Origin of the sequence: Slackia equolifaciens (assembly GCF_003725995.1) — a bacterium.
In the GTDB taxonomy this organism is placed as follows: Bacteria; Actinomycetota; Coriobacteriia; order Coriobacteriales; family Eggerthellaceae; genus Slackia; species Slackia equolifaciens.
On the sequence record NZ_QIBX01000001.1, the window covers coordinates 1 to 16239 of the forward strand.

The following is a 16239-nucleotide window of genomic DNA, read 5'->3' on the forward strand; positions in this document are numbered from 1 at the left end:
TCGGCGGCCTCGGCGTGCGTCATGCCCTCCTCCAGGGCGAGCAGCGCAAGCTCCACCACGTCCCTATCATACATGCGGACCCCCTTCCGGACGCGTGAATCGCGTCCAACTTTTCGTCCGCAGTCCCAAACCGAAATTTTTAGACCCGTTTTCGAATTTCGTTTTCTTATTTCGCAAGCAAAAGACAACAGTTTGCCACGCATAGATAACGCTCTACAGCGTGCGACCCAGATCCTGCTCGGGGCGATAGGCGCGCAGGATGTCGCGCGGACGCAGCGGGAAGGGCGCTTCTATCGAATACGATTCCATGGTGCGGTTGGCCACCTGCACGCGCACGAGATGGCCGCCCACGCAAGCGGGATCGGGGCCCAGCACTACGCCCGTGCCCTTCTTTTGAACCTCGGCCAAATCGGCTTCAGGCTTGGCGTGCCATACGATGCCGCCTATATCGAACGTGCGCACGGGTTGACCGGGGCTTAGCACCTCCACCGTATCGCCCACGGCGAAGCGATTGCGGCACAGCACCGCTCCCGATTCCTCCACGCACGCCACCATCTGGTAGGCGCGCGCATACTCCACGCTACCCTTGTTCTGCCCCGGCTGCCCGAAGTAGAACCCCGTGCACCAGGGACGATGGCTGGTGGTTTCAAGCTCCGCCTCCCATGCATCGGCGGGTTCGCCGTCGAGCACGTGGCGATACGCGTTCACCACGCTGGCCACGTAGTAGGCGCCCTTCGCGCGCCCCTCGATCTTCACGCTGTTCACGCCCGCTGCCGCAAGCTCATCAAGATGCGCAAGCATATTCATATCGTGCGAGCTCATGATGAAGCTGCCGCGGTCGTCTTCCACCACGGGAAAATACTCTCCGGGACGCGTCTCCTCGACCAGCGCATACTTCCAGCGGCAAGGCTGGGTGCAGTGGCCCACGTTGGCACCACGGCCGGTCAGATAATCGCTGATCAGGCAGCGTCCCGAATAGGCCATGCACATAGCGCCGTGCACGAACGCCTCGATCTCCAGGTCGTCGGGAATGCGGCGGCGCAGCTCGGCTATGGCATCGAGGCTCATCTCGCGTGCCACCACGATGCGACGCACGCCCAAATCGTAGTACGCGCGGGCACTGGCAGCGTTCTCGCACGATGCCTGGGTGGACAGATGAATCTCGAGCTTCGGCGCCACCGAGCGCGCAATGGAGATGGCACCCAAATCGCTCACAATCACGGCATCGGCACCGGCTTGCTCCAAAAAGCGGAAATAACGCGGCAGATCGTCCACGTCGGCATCGGTCATCACGGTGTTCACGGTCACGTGCACGCGCGCGCCGTGCGCATGGGCGTAGGCGATGGCGTCGGGCAAATCGGACTCGGTGAAGTTATCGGCGCGTTTGCGCATGCCGTAGCGCTCCGTGGCAAGATACACGGCATCCGCGCCGAAATGAATCGCGTATTCCAGCTGTTCCCTGCCACCCGCCGGAGCGAGCAATTCCATCGTGCGCATTGCGTTTTCGCCTTTCGCCCTCATCTGCCGATTGTCCCGCGCAAGTATAGCGAATCGGGCGCTTGTGCGCGGCATCGAGTTCCGCATTCGCCCCTTTGCGCTCCCCATTTGAATCCTTTAACCATTTCGTTTCCTTCTCGTCATTCGCGGAAGGCCGCCAAAGCGTAAGATGAGGATGCGCCCAACGCCGAAATCCGGCCGGGCGTTCAACACTCCAACGAAAGGGGCACTCCATGCACGTGCACGTAGAACTGGAAAATGGCTATCTTCCCGATGCATACGGCAAATATGCGGCACCCGAGGACAAGCACGAATGGAGCTGCCGTCGCTCCTTCCCCATTCTGATCGAGGATATCCCTGCCGACGCCGAGGCGCTTGCCCTGGTGTTTTTGGATTGGGACAGCGTGCCGGTATGCGGATTCCCCTGGGTGCATTGGACGGCGTTTATCCAGGGCCCGTTCGACGAATCGTTGGAAATTCCCGATGACGCAAGCCGCAAATGCCCCTGCCGTCTGATCCAAGGCTACAACAGCGCCGCCAAAAGCGAGCCTGAGCGCGGCACCGGCTACGTGGGCCCCTGCCCGCCCGATGCGGACCACGCCTACACGCTCAAGGTGTATGCGCTTGACGAAGAGCCCCTGCTCGATGCGCCCTTCTGGGCAAATGAGCTCATTCGCGCATGCCGCGGACACGTAATTGACGAGGCGGGGATGCTGATTCCTAGTCGGAGCTGATGAGGGTAAAAGGGAGCTGAAACGCCCCTCAGAACCCAGGCGCGATGCATAACAACATCCCAATAATTGCATACGCATGCAAGACAAGATCCCGAGCGACTGTTCGGGATCTTGAATTTACAGGAGTCCTGCAGCGGTATTCAATTGAAAGGGCTTCTATCGCGGCCCATCCAGTGGGCGCTTACGCATTTGCACCCTGAGTGGCGACCTTGGCATCCTCAGCCTCTTCGCCGGCGGGCGCTTCATGGGCGCTGCGGGCAAGGAAGTTAGCGTACACAGCGCCAGAGATGTTGTGCCACACGCTGAAGATGGCACCCGGCACAGCGGCCATCGGCATGGCGGCGAAGTGCACCGTAGCCAAAGAGGTAGCCAAGCCGGAATTCTGCATACCCACCTCGATGGAGATGGTGCGGCGCTGAGCCTTGGACAACCCCAGCAGACGAGCTGCGCCGTAGCCAAGCGCGTAGCCCAGCACGTTGTGCAGCATGACCACGAGGATCACGAGCGGACCCACGGCCAGCACATTCGCCTGGTTGGCAGCAACGACGGCCATGATGATCAGCGAGATGCCCACAACCGAGATAAGCGGCAGCACCTTGGCGAAGCCCTGCGCGAACTTCTCGAAGAAGTAGTTGATAACGAAGCCCGCGGCGATGGGAACGAACACCACCTGAACGATGGACATGAACATGCTCATGAACGAGACGTCGACCGTCTGACCGGCCAGCAGCAGCACCAGCGCCGGCGTAACGACGGGCGCCATGATGGTGGTGCACGCGGTCATGCCAACGGACAGGGCAACATCGCCCTTGGCGAGGAACGTCATGACGTTAGAGCTGGTACCGCCGGGGCAGCAGCCCACGAGAATGACGCCCACGGCCAGCTCGGGCGGCAGCTGGAAAAGCTGCACCAGGATAAATGCCAGGCCGGGCATGATGATGAACTGAGCAAAGATACCGGCAATAGCGGCCTTGGGCTTGGTGAACACCACCTTGAAGTCAGACAGCTTGAGCGTCATACCCATGCCGAACATGACGATTCCCAGAAGCGTATTCACATAGCTGGTCTTGATGACGGAAGATACCGGACCGGGAAAGACCAGGGCGATAATGGCTACGAGAAGCGCGATAATCGCCATGTACTTTCCAGCAAAGTCACTTATCCTCTCGAGCACTTTCATCGTTGTTCCCTTTCCTCGGAATCCTTTACGCAAAACGCGCAACCCGCCGCTTTCGGAGGGTTGCAGCATTGTAGCGCTTTAGCACATTAGAGTGCAGTGGTATTAAGGGACGGAAACATTTCGGAAACAAACCGGCGGCAAACGGGGCCAATGTGCAGATATGCGGCCATAAGAGCGGGCAAGCTTCCAAAAGAAAAGCGGCACCCCTAAGGATGCCGCACTTCTCATGCCGAGCCGCACGCGCGATTCGCCCTATGGTTTCGCCCCGTGCTGATTTCGCTCCGTGCGCCTCAATAATGCCTCGGAAGCCTAGAAGCCCAGAATCTCCTTGACGGCAGCTTCGACCTCGGCCAGCGGAGCGGAAACCTTATCGCCCGTGGCACGGTTCTTGACCTCCACGGTGCCCTCGGCCAGGCCGCGCTTGCCAACCACAACCTGCACGGGCCAGCCGATCAGGTCATTGTCGGCGAACTTCACGCCGGCACGCTCGGCACGGTCGTCAATCACCGTCTCGAGACCCGCAGCCGCCAACTCGCTGGCGATCTTCTCGGCCGCCTCGGTAACCTCGTCGGGCTTGGGAGAAAGCGGGATTACGCACACATGCGCCGGCGCGATGCCCGCAGGCCAGATGATGCCGTACTCGTCATGGCTCTGCTCCACCGCGGCCGCCATCGTGCGCGACACGCCTACGCCGTAGCAGCCCATGATGAAGGGCTTCTCGGTGCCGTCTTCGTCCATAAAGGTGGCGCCCATGGCGCGAGAGTACTTGTCGCCGAGCTTGAAGATCTGGCTCACCTCAATACCGCGCGCCAGCTCGAGCGGCTTGCCGCACACGGGGCAGGCATCGCCCTCGCGCACCATGCACAGATCGGCCCACGCGTCCACCTGGAAATCCTCGCCGAGCTTGGCGCCCACCAGATGATAGCCGTCCTCGTTGGCGCCAACCACCCAACGCTCGATGCCGCGCAGGCTTTCGTCCGCAGCAACCTTCACGCCTTCGGGCAGACCCACCGGACCCATGGAGCCCTTGACCAGGCCGGCATCCTTCATTTCCTCATCGGTGAGCGGGGCGAATCCGGGCACCACGCGCTCCGCCTTGACGTCGTTGACCTCGTAGTCGCCGGGCACGAACAGCACCCAAATCCGACCCTCGGAATCCTTGCAGGAGAACGCCTTCATGCAGGCCGCCTCTTCGCAGCCGAGATGTGCCGCCAGCTCGGCGATGGTATGCACGCCGGGCGTGGAGATTTTCTCGCATGCATCCGCCGGATACGCCACCGGATGCGGCGTGCACGCGGCCGCCTCGACGTCGGCAGCATAGCCGCAGGTGCAGTGCACAAGTTCGGCCTCGCCCGTGTCGGCGAGCGCCATGAACTCCTCGGACTCATTGCCGCCGATCTGACCGGAATCCGCCTGCACGATGCGATAGTTCAGACCCATACGCTCGCACATATTCGTGTAGGCGTCGCGCATCAGGGCGTAGTTCTTGTCCAGACCCGCCTCATCGGCATCGAAGCTATAGGCGTCCTTCATCACGAACTCACGGCCGCGCAGAAGGGCGAAACGCGGACGGCGCTCGTCGCGGAACTTCACCTGAATCTGATAGAGGTTCTTGGGCAGATCCTTGTAGCTGCGCAGCTCGTTTTTCACCAGATCGGTGATGATTTCCTCATGCGTGGGGCCCAGCACGAAATCGTTGCCGTGGCGATCGACCACGCGCAAAAGCTCGGGGCCGTAATCGTCCCAGCGGCCGCTCTCGTGCCACAGCTCGGCGGGCTGCACAAACGGCATCAGGATCTCTTGACCGCCGTGGGAATCCATCTCCTCGCGAACGATGTCCTCGATCTTGCGCAGCACGCGCATGCCCAGCGGCAAGAACGAATACAGGCCTGCGGCCTCTTTGCGAATCATGCCCGCGCGCGTGAGCAGCTTGGCGGATACGATGTCCGCATCGCTGGGATCCTCTTTGAGCGTGGGGGCATACAGCGCGCTCATGCGCAGTACGGCATGCTTGGCGAATGTGGTCATGTGCGATTCCTTCTTCGACATCGGGATGGCAGCCGCCGCGCATAGCCGACGCATGGCGCGCCGCATGCCTTGAGGCCTGGTTGCCGTCCTATTTCGGCTTCAAATCTTAGCCCATCAACGATACCCGCCACGAGCCCGTTGCGCAAGGCCTTTCGCCGCTGTTACATCTTTTGGATTTCTTCCATCAGCGCGTCCACGATGCCCTCCTCGGGCACCTTGCGCAAAACCTTCCCATGGGCAAAAAGCGCGCCCGACCCCGCACCGCACGCCACGCCGATATCGGCATCAGCGGCCTCGCCGGGGCCGTTGACCACGCATCCCATGACCGCGACCTTGAGCGGCTTGGAGCAGCTGGACAGACGCGCGTCCACCTGCTTGGCAAGCCCGATAAGGTCGACCTGGCAGCGGCCGCATGTGGGGCAACTGATGATCTCGGGGCCGCGACGGCGCAAATCGAGCGCCGCAAGCAGCATCCAACTGGTGCGCACCTCCTCGGTGGGGTCGTCGGTCAGCGAAATGCGCATGGTGTCGCCGATGCCCTCCTCCAGCAGGATGCCGAGGCCCGCGGCCGACTTGACCGTGCCCTGCATGAGCGTTCCGGCCTCGGTGATGCCAATGTGCAACGGCACCTGCGGAATCTCGCGCGACAGCATGCGATACGTGCGCACGGTGGTCATCACGTCGTGCGCTTTAGCGGAAACCACCACATCATGAAAGCCGCGATCTTCGAAGTGGCGCACGTAGTCGATGGCGGAAGCGCTGAGCTTTTCCGGCAGAGTGAGATCGGTGCGGCTCTTAAGCGCCTCGTCGAGCGACCCTGCGTTTACACCCACGCGAATGGGGATGCCCGCCTCGCCCGCCGCCTCGATCACGGCGTCGGTCGCTTCCCATCCGCCAATGTTGCCCGGGTTGATGCGCAGCTTTGCGGCGCCGCGACGGGCGGCCTCGATGGCAATCTGCGCGTCGAAGTGGACGTCGGCCACCACGGGAAGCGGGCTTTGCTCGCACACCGCGGCAAACGCATCGAGGCACGAGCGCCGCGGAATGGCCATACGCACAATTTCGCACCCCGCATCTGCGAGCGCACGAATCTGCGCGAGATTGGCCTTCGCGTCATCGCCCGAAACGTTGAGCATGGACTGCACCGCGCACGGCGCTCCCCCGCCCACAGGCACGCTGCCCACCATCACCTGGCGCGTTTGTTCGTTAGGCTTCATGATGGCTCCCTATCCCCAGTTTCCGAAGACGAAACGTTGCACGTCTTGATTCACCATGAATAGGAAGAATACCAAAAACAGAGCCATGCCTGCCAAGCTCATTGCGTTCATGGCCTTGTAGCCCACCATGCGCCTGGAAAGCTTCTGGAAGATCTCGATGACAAAGCGTCCACCGTCGAGCGGAGGGATGGGCAGAAGATTCATAAGACCCAACGATACCGAAATGATCGCCATGAAATAGATGAACCAGCCCAGTCCTTGCGCGGCAAAATCGACCGACATGACCGCCATGCCCACCACGCTCGTGGATTGAGACACCACATCCGCCGCCGTTTGCGGGTTGAACAGGCTCACAATGGCCTGCGCAGTCACTCCGATTACCATAAAGCCCATCTGGATGGCATCAAGCGGATTGAGATTCACATGCTGCATCTCACCCGTGGTCATGGTCACATCCACGCCAATGACCGAGAACGCGAGCACGAACGCCAACACCGCGAACAGCAGGTTCATGAAGATGCCGGCAAGAAGGATAACCGTACGTTTCCAAAACGGCTGGGCGCGATAGGTTTGCGCACGCTCGAGCAAATAGAGCGCATGCGGATCCTCGAAAGGACGCGGGGTGCCCTGCGCCAAATCGATACCCGCCTTTTTATCGCGATAGGCGCGCGTACGGAAGATATTATGCTCGTCCTTTTTGCCGGGGCCATCCACGCAGCCCCAATCCTCGAGCACGTACATGACGTCGATGGCATCTTCCAGGCTGATGCCCAGCTCCTCGGCTACATCGTCGGCGTACACGGTGCCATGCTCGTAAGCGTATGCCAGCGCTCGCTCGATATGGGGATTCTCCTCGCCCGGCTCCATGCCGCACACCTTGGCGTAGCCGCCCAACGGCACTGCCGTCACGCCGAACTTTGTGCCTTTGCGCGTGAAACCTATATTGGGGCCAGGCAGACCCAGCATGAATTCCGTCACGCGCACGCCAAATGCGCGCGCCGCCAAATAATGCCCACCCTCATGGATGAACACGAGAATGCTCAGCACGATAACGATGAGCACAATCATGAGGATAATGTCCATAGAACGCCTTTCTTCGTTTTCTCATGGCTTTATACCAAGGAGACGTGAACGTGAAATGGAGCGTTCCCGCATCGTAACCGAACAAGAACGAATTGCCCATACGCGCATAAGCGGATTTCGCCTCAGGCCCCCTCGCCCGAACCGCCTGCATGAAAAAGCCCTCGCAACCCGAGGGCTTTGACCGATTCGATTGTTCGCTCGCGGCTACTGCGCGGCACCGTAGCCACCTGCCGGAGGCAGCGGCGCATCCTTGGGGCCCCACTGCGCCACCTCAAACTGCGCAGTCCATCGGCCCACGGCACGAAGCGTAACCACCATCAAGAACGTCGACGCCACCTGCAGGGCGAACGTTGCGACCAGCATGGCTAGCGACATGCCCAGCATAGCCGCAGAGGGGTTCAAAAGCGCCGCATACGTCCAATTCGAGATAGCCGACGCCGCAAACGAAAGCGCCGTGTTGAGCACACAGTAGAACAGCCACGCAGGAACCAGCCCGCCCGCATCGCGCCGAATCATCTGGAAAATCTTACCCAGCTGCAAGCCTGCACCGCCATCGCGATAAAGCGCCATGCGCATCATGGCCACCCAGATCACGGGCATAACGAGCCATTCAACCGCGAGCGAGATAATCTGACCGGGCAGATCAAGCGTCACATCGACCGCCGCAGCAGCGCTTCCGCCAAACGCGGAACCCGCCAACGCGCCCGATGCGATCTGTTCCGCCACCTGACCCGACATGAGAGCCGCCGCTACAACGCCAGGAATCAGCGAATACAGCAAGGCAAGACCGAACGCGCGCCAGCCGAACGCATACAGCACGCCGTCGGAATTGTCGAATACGCGGGGCCGCATGGGCGTATCAATGCGCCATGCCGCCTCGCGCGCCCATCTGAGCAGAAAACCGTACATGACTACGGCGCCAAAAATGGGAATGCACGTGACCAGGGCCAGGAGCAGTAAAATGACGAACCAGCGCGGCGTACGGGTGACATCCGCCATCGCCTGTTTGAGATACGAGAAGCCGTCTTTGAGACCTTTTGGAGTCGTCTGATCCATGCGAACCCTTTCATCGGGACAATGATTGCGCCGATAGTACCATGTAGCCCCAAGAACAGCACAAAGCTCGCCTAAATTGCAATCCTTCTGCAACTTAAGCGAGCTTTGTACCTTTTGAAGCGCGAGATCGGGCGAAAGCCGGCAAATCGAGCACCGCAGCAACCTCGCTAGCCGATCCCAAACCTCACCCGCAACGATTGCCCATCGCAATAACCCCTGAAACAAAAAATGGGCAACTGCCGAGGAGGGCCTGGCATCGCCCATCTTGCTATCGGAACCGAGAAAGGGAACTCGGCTCCTCACATAATCGACGGCGGAAAACAGGAGGGGCACCGCCGTGCTTTCACGCATCGATTCGCTTGTGCGAAATCGAGTGGAAGCCAGTGCTATTCGACGCCCATGAGCTGTCTTCCAAGCAAATAGCCAAACGTCACACAGCGGCCATGGCTATCGCCAAGAACAACCAGAGGGTAGTCGACGGCATACAGACCGCCAGAGCAGTTTCCGACAGCATAGAGGCCCTCAATTGGCTTGTCGTCCTCACCCAAAACCTGACTGTTCGTATTGATAAGCATGTCGCCCGGACACACCATGCGACACGGACCGTACTTCGCAGCGTAATACGGAGGATTCTTAATCTCGTAAAGAAGCTGCTCGCGCTTGCCGAAATCAGTATCTTTTCCTGCACGGCACAACTCGTTGTATCGCTCAACTTCGGCAAGAAATACCTCTTTATCAAAACTAGGCTCATCGGCAGCAATGGCATCAGCAAGCTCTTCGAAGGTGTCACCCTGCTTGACCATACCGTTTTCCACGCCGGTATCAAATTGCCCCTGATTAAAGCCGGGGCTGTATTCCTGACCATAAAGATGGTCAGGGCCGACCCAGAACATTCCACCGCCAATATCGAGCGTTTCTGGAATCTGGTTCTGCCATTCGCTATCGAAAATGCACCATGCATGATCGGCATTGCCCGGCGTGGTAAGTACGCCGAGAGACTTACCCTGCCCCCATGTATCTTCGTTCATAAAGCGATTGCCGAGCGTGTTGACCGAGAGGAACCATTGGCTCAACTGCAAATATCCCTGGGGATGAATCATGGGTGAAAACGGAGTTTCTTCCATTTTCGCTCCAATCCACATACCCATCTGCTGGCCCTCTCCCATGTTGGCCCCAACCGGCACGTACTGCGTCTGTTCGCAGCGCAACATGAGCGGAGAGTAGGCTTCGCACATCTCATCATTGCCCGAAATATCACCCGTGCACATGATGACACCCTTGCGACCAACGAATTTCTTGTAGCCCTCTTCGGTCTCCGCAATAACTGCCGTCACACGATTATCTTCTTTGACAAGCTGTGCGGCTTTAGCGTTCCAGGAGAACTCAGCACCGGCATCTACCGCGTCGTTATAGAGACTGTAGATTGCCATCTCAAAATTCCCAATCTCTTCGTTTGTAGGGGCCGCTCTTCGCGTCTGATGGAAAAACCTCACCTTTAGAATAAATAACGGATCCGTAATATTCTTATATGTGGGATTCTGATAGCAGCACCCCAGCAAATCGACAACGCCACCATGCGCTTCAACTTTGTCAGAAAGCCAATCAAGAGCTTCGCCCGAACGATTCAAGAAAGTCCACACCAAACGTTCGTTGCAACGGCTGTTGCACTGAGCAATCCAATCGCGTGTCACATCCGTGGGATCAACCTCAACGCCCTGCTCGCGCCAACGCCTATTGTTAATGGAGCCGTAGTGGGCGCCACGCCAAGAGTATGTGGCATTCTTCTCAATCACAACGACTTCGCCACCGTTTTCGGCAATGGAGCATGCCGTAGAAACGCCCGCAAGACCGGCGCCCACAACGATGAAATCCTTTTCCACCGTTTCCACGATAGCCGAATCATCAATAGGCTCAGGCGCGGTCTCCCAGCTCCAACCATTTTGGGATTGCGTTGCCTCCGCAGCGTCTACGCCATCGCTTGCTTGCTGAGGACTGCATCCGGTAAGCGCCGCAGTGCCCGCAGCACCTAAAGCGGCAGCTCCACCCAATTTGAAGAAATTTCGACGACTCATACCCCGTTGCATATCCACGTCTACCCCTTCCTCGGTATGCATAAAACTGCATCGCATCTAAACGATTTTGCTATGATTACCGCTGTCGTTCATTTCGATGCGATGGCGTCACTCTATAAAGCGCTTTCGCCTTCCGCATCAAGAACCACTGGTGATTCCTTCTCAATCACCTGCTACGGGCGATAACTGACCTGGTGCTTTGTGATAATGAGCATCATCTTTTCGGATAGATTCAAACGTTAGGGGGCCATCATAAAACCCATTTCAACATCGAAAGCCGTCAGAAGAAGCGCCCTTTTGTGCTTTCTGGGCATTGGGTTTTACAGCATGTGGTACCACGTGGTGTTCCTAAACCCCTCGTTTACTGCCGCCAGCGGCACTGGCACGGAGCTTTGGCTCATTGCAATATCAATGCACTTCGTAGCACTGGCAACACTTACTTTTCTTCCTCGTGCGTGCTTCCCTCTTTCGGAGCATCGCATCGTTCTTGTAGTCGCCACATGCTGCATGACGGCGGGCTGTGTTTTACTGTTTGCGGGAATCGCGCCTATCGGCCTTCCGCGCTCATCAGCGCTCTCGGCAATACTCATTGGCTTTGGCTCATCAATCTTTCCATCCCTTTGGGGAGAAGCGCTTGCCCGACTGCAAGGGTATGATGTGCAACGCAAGATCCTTGCTATCGCCGCACTATTAGCCCTTGCGGGTTGCATAATCATTCGAGAAGCGCCCTTTAATATAGGGCTTGCATTCATTTCGCTTTTACCCTTCGCCTCCCTTGCAGTCACCATTGCATCACTTCGACTAAGCCCCAGCGGTGTCGCGAAAGTCCCGCCACGGGAATCGCAAACCGCGCGGCTTCCCATGCCCGCCTCAGTGCTGGCATGCATCGTTGCATTCTCGCTCCCTTTGAGCTACTACAAAACATGGGCCCCTGACGGCACATGGCTCCCTGTGTTTGGCATCTCAATTGTGCTTCTGGCCGCAATCTTCACCCTTGATGCTGTCTGCCAAAAAAAAATTCAATCTATTACAGTAATCCCGCAAGCTTTTATCTTCATCATCCCTGACACGGAAGAGGTCACAAGTTCAAATCTTGTAACGCCCACCACGAATTCGCAGGTCGAAGGCTGTGAGCTTTCGGCCTGTTTTCTTATCGCCACCATCACCGCCACCATATCGCCACCAAAATCAGAATATTGAGTGTTGAGATAGAGACTGCTGCGATTGCGACAGGCCTTCCTACTGTTGTTCTCTTCTCTCTTTGGCGGCGCTGCCAGCGCCGCCACGGGTGAGTGCGCGTCACTGCCAATCGAGAGAAGGGATCGGATCATGTCAGTCAACACGGCAGCCATATCGGGACACCTCGTCGAGAACGCCGCGCTGCGCTCCACGAAGGGCGGGACGATGGTGCTGAACTTCACGGTCGCCGTAACGGAGCGCGTGAGGGGCGCGGACGGCGGCTACGAGGACAGGCCCAGCTACATCGACTGCGCCGTGTTCGGCGCGAGGGCCGAGGCAATCAGCCGCTATCTCACCAAGGGGACGCTCGCCATGGTCCAGGGACACCTGAGGCAGCTCGCCTACACCGACCGCCAGGGGCAGCGCCGCAGCAAGGTCGAGGTCATGGTCGACGAGATCGAGTGGCGGACGAGGCGCCAGGGGGACGCCGCGACGACGTGACCCGGCGAGCCCCGAGAGACTCGCCGCATCGGCGGGCGACCAACCCCGCAGCGAGCGCAGCAGCCTCCCCGTCTCCCTAATCGCAAAGAACGATGAAGGGGAATGGGGTGCAACGCCTGCTGCGCCGGCTGCGCATGGACAACCAATCGATCACAGAGAGGAGAAGACGATGCTCCAGTCACTTTGCGACATCCTCGACGACGCCTTCCGCGAGGCCCGGGACGGGTCCCCGGAGCGGTTCCTGGAGGCCGTCGACGCCTACGCCGGCGCCGTCGCCCCCACGGCGGGGCTCGCCGGCGTGGGCCTCGCGACCTTCGCCGACTGGTTCCTCTTCGACTGCGCGTCGCGCGACGGCGCCACCCCGCTCTCAGAGTACGCGGCGGGGCTCCCCGCGGGCCCCGCGCGCGACGACGCCGTCGCCGTCGCGGAGTCGGGCCTCTTCGCCAGCTTCGTCTACGAGGCGCTCGAGGCCGAGGGTGACGCGACGGTCGCCGCGCTCGCCGACATCGCGACCGGGAGGGCCTACGCGGTCGAGGGCTCGCAGCTGACCGGGTGCCCCGGGTGGGCGGGCTCGGTCGTGACCGGGCGCATAGCCCGGGCCGCCGACGGCGCGTGGCACGCCGTGAGCCCGTTCTTCTACCGCGACCGCGCCCCGCTCGAGGTGGGCCTGAGGGTCGCGGCGGGCTCCGGGACTCGCGGCCGGCCGGAACGCCGCTCTCCGTGGCGTTCTCTGCGGAGATGCTGGGCGGCGGTCCGCTCACGGACTCGCTCCGCGTGAGCGGCGCCAAGAGACCATAGGAAGGGGGAATCGATGGGAAACAGGGCGGTCATCACGACCGAGAAGAGGGACCTCGGGGTCTACCTTCATTGGAACGGGGGCAGGGACTCCGTCGAGGCGTTCCTCAGATACTGCGAGCTGCGTGGCTTCCGCTCTCCCGACTCCGACGAGTACGGGTGGGCGCGCCTGTGCCAGGTCATCGCCAACTTCATGGGCGCGTCGGGCCTCAGTGTCGGCATCTCCCGCTACACGACCGACAAGCAGATGGACCCCGGTGACAACGGGGTCTACGTGATCCGGGGTTGGGAGATCGTCGACCGCGTGTACCCGTACACCCCGTTCGAGGAGGAGCGCGAGTACCCGCTCGACGCCATGCTGCGCGAGATCGACGCCTCGCAGCCCGAGGACCAGCGGCTCGGGGCCTACCTCGACGCCGAGGAGGTGCCGACCGCGTCGGTCAGGGTCGGTGACGTCGTCTACGTGCGGCGCGTCGACGGTACCTACGGGGCGTTCCCCGTCGTCGGCGTCGGCGACGGCCGCGTCGTGAACGGCCTCGACACCATTGGCGTGCCCTACGTGGCCATGTACGCCGAGTACGGCCCCGCCGAGGAGAACTGCAACAACTACCTGAGCACGCCCACCGTGAGCCACATGCCGAAATAGGGGGTGAAGCCATGGGCGAGCCCATCGGGAAGAGGGCCATGGATGCCATCCTCGACGCGACTGTCGAGCTCAGGGCCCGAGTCCGGTCCGGCTTCGAGCCCTACCAGGGCGTATACCGCCTGAACGACATGGGCGAGTACGTCTTCGAGGGGGACTGGGAGCGCGTCTGGGCGGGCCGCCCCGCGTGGTGGCCCCACGCGTGGATGCTCGCGGACAACGGGCAGTTCACCGCCGGCATGGTCGGCCGCATGAGCGTGGAGGAGATCGGGGTCGTGTTCGGCAGCGCCGCGTTCGAGCCCGAATACGCCTACTACACGGACGCCGGGGAGGACGGGATGGCATGACGCCCGCAGAAATCAACGAGACCAGACGGCTCGTAGGCGCCTACCCCATCAAGCGGACCCAACCTTTCGAGGATGCAACCGGTCTCGCATCCGCGCCGGTCAGGCGCTGCCTCGCAACTTTCGAGGACTCACTCGACGACTACGCCGCCTCCTGGAACGCCTCGAGTGAGAACCCGGACAGCCGCATATGCCCCGAGTGGTCCGCGCTCAGCGTTGACACCCAGGCCCACTACATAGGCCTCGAGATCGCCCAGTGCATCGTCGCGATGCTCGATCGCATCGAGGGCAGCGAAGGCGACATCCACGATGTCATGCCAGAGGCCTGGGAGATCAACGACGAGGCGTGAGGCATGCCTGACGTCGCTCCACTTGGCTCACCGCATGCTCCCCGGGAGCATGGAGGGGGCAATCCAATGGACGGCAAGCGGTACGTCTCCCGCCTGCTCGAGGACCTCGCGCACATCGCGAGCGGCGAAGAGCGCGACGCTTTCGACCCCGACTGGCTGCGTGGCTACGTCGCGGTCATGTCGTGCGCCGCGCAGTACGCATTGGAACTCGACGAAAAAGAGAACGAATAACACGAAACCCCTGCTCAGGCGTATACCTGGACAGGGGTCTTCTTCCTTGCCGTAATTCAAGCCGTCTTAGGCCCACGAGAAAGGCCCCTCAGCCAAAAGCCAAGCGCTGGTGGACTGCGGAGCCTTGCCATACCGTCGGCCCCTTTGCGCTCTGCTTTCGGGTGCTTGCGGTTGAATCTGGCACATCAACGTATTACCGAACGGGAAGATTCACCCTTCCTTACTAGCAACCCCGACGATTGTCATCTTTCCCGTACTTATGAAACCAATACACCCAGTAACCCGATGCAACAATGAGGAGCAAGCAGCCAAACACACTGAACAGCACCCTCCGAAACCGACAAGCACAGTTCGATAAAACCTAAAACGTATGTTACTTCATACGCTATCACACCGAAAAATCAGTAGTAAAGCCTTTGTGCGCCATTGACATGCAATTGACCTTGCCTTACTCACAGTATAATAAAGAGCGTACTTTGTCAGAAGGAGGGGCCGTGTTAGTTGGCTGGGGCGTTTTCGGTGTCGTGGTCGTCGCAATTTTCTTGCTGGGATTAGGCAATGGAACGATAATTCTTGACGCCACGACGTTCATGATGCTTCTAGCAGCGGCGCCTGGAGCCTTCATAGCTGTAGTATCACTGAACGACAAGCTCGGTAGTAAAAACCGAGGCTACACTGTCGCCGGAGTGCTTTGCGTCGCCCTATTTGCCCTCGGCTTCATGATGAGAGGGCCCGTCGAAACTCCCTCGCATGATGCTCTCGAAGAAACCTCGCAGACCGAAGAAAACGATTCGGTAGTCGACGAAGACTACGACTACGGCTTCGACCCTGAATCGGTGCTCGACGATCAAGAGCAGCCGATATCGGACTCAACCCCGTCTGACGGTGGCGCCAGGCGCGTCCCCCGGTACGAGGACGAGCGTTGGCCGACCACCGCGCCCGAGCTCACATCGGTGCCCGATGATCAGCGCTGGTACAATGCCCGAAGTCATATGGGAACGACCTGCACCGTCGTCGGCCCCGTTGTCGATGTCTACCAAGCCGTCGACGAGGCAGGCGCCCCCGTCTTTGTCGACATCGGAGAAGCGTATCCATCAAGTGGCAACGTGACGCTCGTCATATGGGCTCAAGATATAGACCCGTTCCTCGATATGCTCAACGCCGTCGACGACGGCGGCGCGTGGCTATCGGTAACAGGCTATTTGAATAACTACGAAGGCATGCCTCAATTCAACTCCGCCATGAGCGATATCCACTTTAGATGGTGGACCGACGTCTCTTAACCGCGAGAGCCATCACAAATTGTTGGCGTTGGTATTAGACGAGGCC

General features: G+C 59.9%; 17 protein-coding genes. 9 read left to right on the plus strand and 8 right to left on the minus strand.

Features of this window, described 5'->3' with window-relative positions:
* Both DMP06_RS11545 and DMP06_RS00005 read right to left on the minus strand, forming a co-directional pair.
* The coding region (locus tag DMP06_RS11545) for a hypothetical protein (RefSeq protein ID WP_220092506.1) at positions 1 to 203 on the minus strand (203 nt) is incomplete at its 3' end.
* Between the two features lie 10 nt (positions 204 to 213).
* Positions 214 to 1497, minus strand: coding sequence for a peptidase U32 family protein (locus DMP06_RS00005; RefSeq protein ID WP_123207701.1), 1284 nt, complete (start codon positions 1495 to 1497; stop codon positions 214 to 216).
* Positions 1498 to 1730: 233 nt separating this feature from the next.
* Here DMP06_RS00005 and DMP06_RS00010 point away from each other — a divergent pair, with 233 nt between their 5' ends.
* Positions 1731 to 2231: a YbhB/YbcL family Raf kinase inhibitor-like protein gene (locus DMP06_RS00010; protein WP_123207702.1), complete on the plus strand. Its 501-nt coding sequence runs from the start codon at positions 1731 to 1733 to the stop codon at positions 2229 to 2231.
* A 181-nt stretch (positions 2232 to 2412) separates the two neighbouring features.
* Here the strand turns inward: DMP06_RS00010 and DMP06_RS00015 are convergent, their stop codons facing one another.
* From DMP06_RS00015 to DMP06_RS00040, 6 genes are all read right to left on the minus strand, one after another.
* On the minus strand, positions 2413 to 3411 hold the full coding sequence (locus tag DMP06_RS00015; RefSeq protein WP_123207703.1) for a bile acid:sodium symporter family protein: 999 nt from the start codon (positions 3409 to 3411) through the stop codon (positions 2413 to 2415).
* Positions 3412 to 3720: 309 nt separating this feature from the next.
* Positions 3721 to 5439, minus strand: a complete 1719-nt coding sequence (locus tag DMP06_RS00020) for a proline--tRNA ligase (RefSeq protein ID WP_123207704.1) — start codon at positions 5437 to 5439, stop codon at positions 3721 to 3723.
* A gap of 161 nt (positions 5440 to 5600) precedes the next feature.
* Positions 5601 to 6656, minus strand: coding sequence for a flavodoxin-dependent (E)-4-hydroxy-3-methylbut-2-enyl-diphosphate synthase (gene ispG, locus DMP06_RS00025; RefSeq protein WP_123207705.1), 1056 nt, complete (start codon positions 6654 to 6656; stop codon positions 5601 to 5603).
* A 9-nt stretch (positions 6657 to 6665) separates the two neighbouring features.
* Positions 6666 to 7739, minus strand: a complete 1074-nt coding sequence (locus tag DMP06_RS00030; RefSeq protein WP_123207706.1) for a site-2 protease family protein — start codon at positions 7737 to 7739, stop codon at positions 6666 to 6668.
* A gap of 204 nt (positions 7740 to 7943) precedes the next feature.
* Positions 7944 to 8795 (minus strand): DUF4013 domain-containing protein, encoded by an 852-nt coding sequence (locus tag DMP06_RS00035; protein ID WP_161957757.1) that lies wholly within the window; start codon positions 8793 to 8795, stop codon positions 7944 to 7946.
* 386 nt (positions 8796 to 9181) lie between these two features.
* Positions 9182 to 10879 carry an FAD-dependent oxidoreductase gene (locus tag DMP06_RS00040; protein ID WP_245962323.1) on the minus strand — a complete coding sequence of 566 codons (1698 nt, stop codon included), beginning with the start codon at positions 10877 to 10879 and terminating at the stop codon, positions 9182 to 9184.
* A 285-nt stretch (positions 10880 to 11164) separates the two neighbouring features.
* Here DMP06_RS00040 and DMP06_RS00045 point away from each other — a divergent pair, with 285 nt between their 5' ends.
* The 8 genes from DMP06_RS00045 (at position 11165) to DMP06_RS00075 (ending at position 16193) form a co-directional block, all read left to right on the plus strand.
* Positions 11165 to 12067, plus strand: coding sequence for a hypothetical protein (locus DMP06_RS00045; RefSeq protein WP_123207709.1), 903 nt, complete (start codon positions 11165 to 11167; stop codon positions 12065 to 12067).
* Between the two features lie 129 nt (positions 12068 to 12196).
* Positions 12197 to 12547 (plus strand): single-stranded DNA-binding protein, encoded by a 351-nt coding sequence (locus tag DMP06_RS00050; RefSeq protein WP_123207710.1) that lies wholly within the window; start codon positions 12197 to 12199, stop codon positions 12545 to 12547.
* Positions 12548 to 12716: 169 nt separating this feature from the next.
* On the plus strand, positions 12717 to 13325 hold the full coding sequence (locus tag DMP06_RS00055) for a hypothetical protein (RefSeq protein ID WP_123207711.1): 609 nt from the start codon (positions 12717 to 12719) through the stop codon (positions 13323 to 13325).
* 33 nt (positions 13326 to 13358) lie between these two features.
* Positions 13359 to 13988, plus strand: a complete 630-nt coding sequence (locus DMP06_RS00060; protein WP_123207712.1) for a hypothetical protein — start codon at positions 13359 to 13361, stop codon at positions 13986 to 13988.
* An 11-nt stretch (positions 13989 to 13999) separates the two neighbouring features.
* Complete coding sequence (locus DMP06_RS00065) at positions 14000 to 14332, plus strand: hypothetical protein (protein WP_123207713.1); 333 nt, start codon at positions 14000 to 14002, stop codon at positions 14330 to 14332.
* Positions 14329 to 14679: a hypothetical protein gene (locus DMP06_RS00070; protein ID WP_123207714.1), complete on the plus strand. Its 351-nt coding sequence runs from the start codon at positions 14329 to 14331 to the stop codon at positions 14677 to 14679. The genes DMP06_RS00065 and DMP06_RS00070 overlap by 4 nt, the downstream gene beginning before the upstream one ends.
* A 66-nt stretch (positions 14680 to 14745) precedes the next feature.
* Positions 14746 to 14910 carry a hypothetical protein gene (locus DMP06_RS11370; protein WP_161957759.1) on the plus strand — a complete coding sequence of 55 codons (165 nt, stop codon included), beginning with the start codon at positions 14746 to 14748 and terminating at the stop codon, positions 14908 to 14910.
* Between the two features lie 476 nt (positions 14911 to 15386).
* Positions 15387 to 16193, plus strand: a complete 807-nt coding sequence (locus DMP06_RS00075; protein ID WP_148042463.1) for a hypothetical protein — start codon at positions 15387 to 15389, stop codon at positions 16191 to 16193.
* Positions 16194 to 16239: the final 46 nt, after the last annotated feature.

Coding starts and splice junctions, on each gene's coding strand:
- DMP06_RS00005 (WP_123207701.1), bottom strand. CDS start 1,497: ATGCGCACGATGGAATTGCTCGCTCCGGCGGGTGGCAGGGAACAGCTG.
- DMP06_RS00010 (WP_123207702.1), top strand. CDS start 1,731: ATGCACGTGCACGTAGAACTGGAAAATGGCTATCTTCCCGATGCATAC.
- DMP06_RS00015 (WP_123207703.1), bottom strand. CDS start 3,411: ATGAAAGTGCTCGAGAGGATAAGTGACTTTGCTGGAAAGTACATGGCG.
- DMP06_RS00020 (WP_123207704.1), bottom strand. CDS start 5,439: ATGACCACATTCGCCAAGCATGCCGTACTGCGCATGAGCGCGCTGTAT.
- ispG (WP_123207705.1), bottom strand. CDS start 6,656: ATGAAGCCTAACGAACAAACGCGCCAGGTGATGGTGGGCAGCGTGCCT.
- DMP06_RS00030 (WP_123207706.1), bottom strand. CDS start 7,739: ATGGACATTATCCTCATGATTGTGCTCATCGTTATCGTGCTGAGCATT.
- DMP06_RS00035 (WP_161957757.1), bottom strand. CDS start 8,795: ATGGATCAGACGACTCCAAAAGGTCTCAAAGACGGCTTCTCGTATCTC.
- DMP06_RS00040 (WP_245962323.1), bottom strand. CDS start 10,879: ATGCAACGGGGTATGAGTCGTCGAAATTTCTTCAAATTGGGTGGAGCT.
- DMP06_RS00050 (WP_123207710.1), top strand. CDS start 12,197: ATGTCAGTCAACACGGCAGCCATATCGGGACACCTCGTCGAGAACGCC.
- DMP06_RS00055 (WP_123207711.1), top strand. CDS start 12,717: ATGCTCCAGTCACTTTGCGACATCCTCGACGACGCCTTCCGCGAGGCC.
- DMP06_RS00060 (WP_123207712.1), top strand. CDS start 13,359: ATGGGAAACAGGGCGGTCATCACGACCGAGAAGAGGGACCTCGGGGTC.
- DMP06_RS00065 (WP_123207713.1), top strand. CDS start 14,000: ATGGGCGAGCCCATCGGGAAGAGGGCCATGGATGCCATCCTCGACGCG.
- DMP06_RS00070 (WP_123207714.1), top strand. CDS start 14,329: ATGACGCCCGCAGAAATCAACGAGACCAGACGGCTCGTAGGCGCCTAC.
- DMP06_RS11370 (WP_161957759.1), top strand. CDS start 14,746: ATGGACGGCAAGCGGTACGTCTCCCGCCTGCTCGAGGACCTCGCGCAC.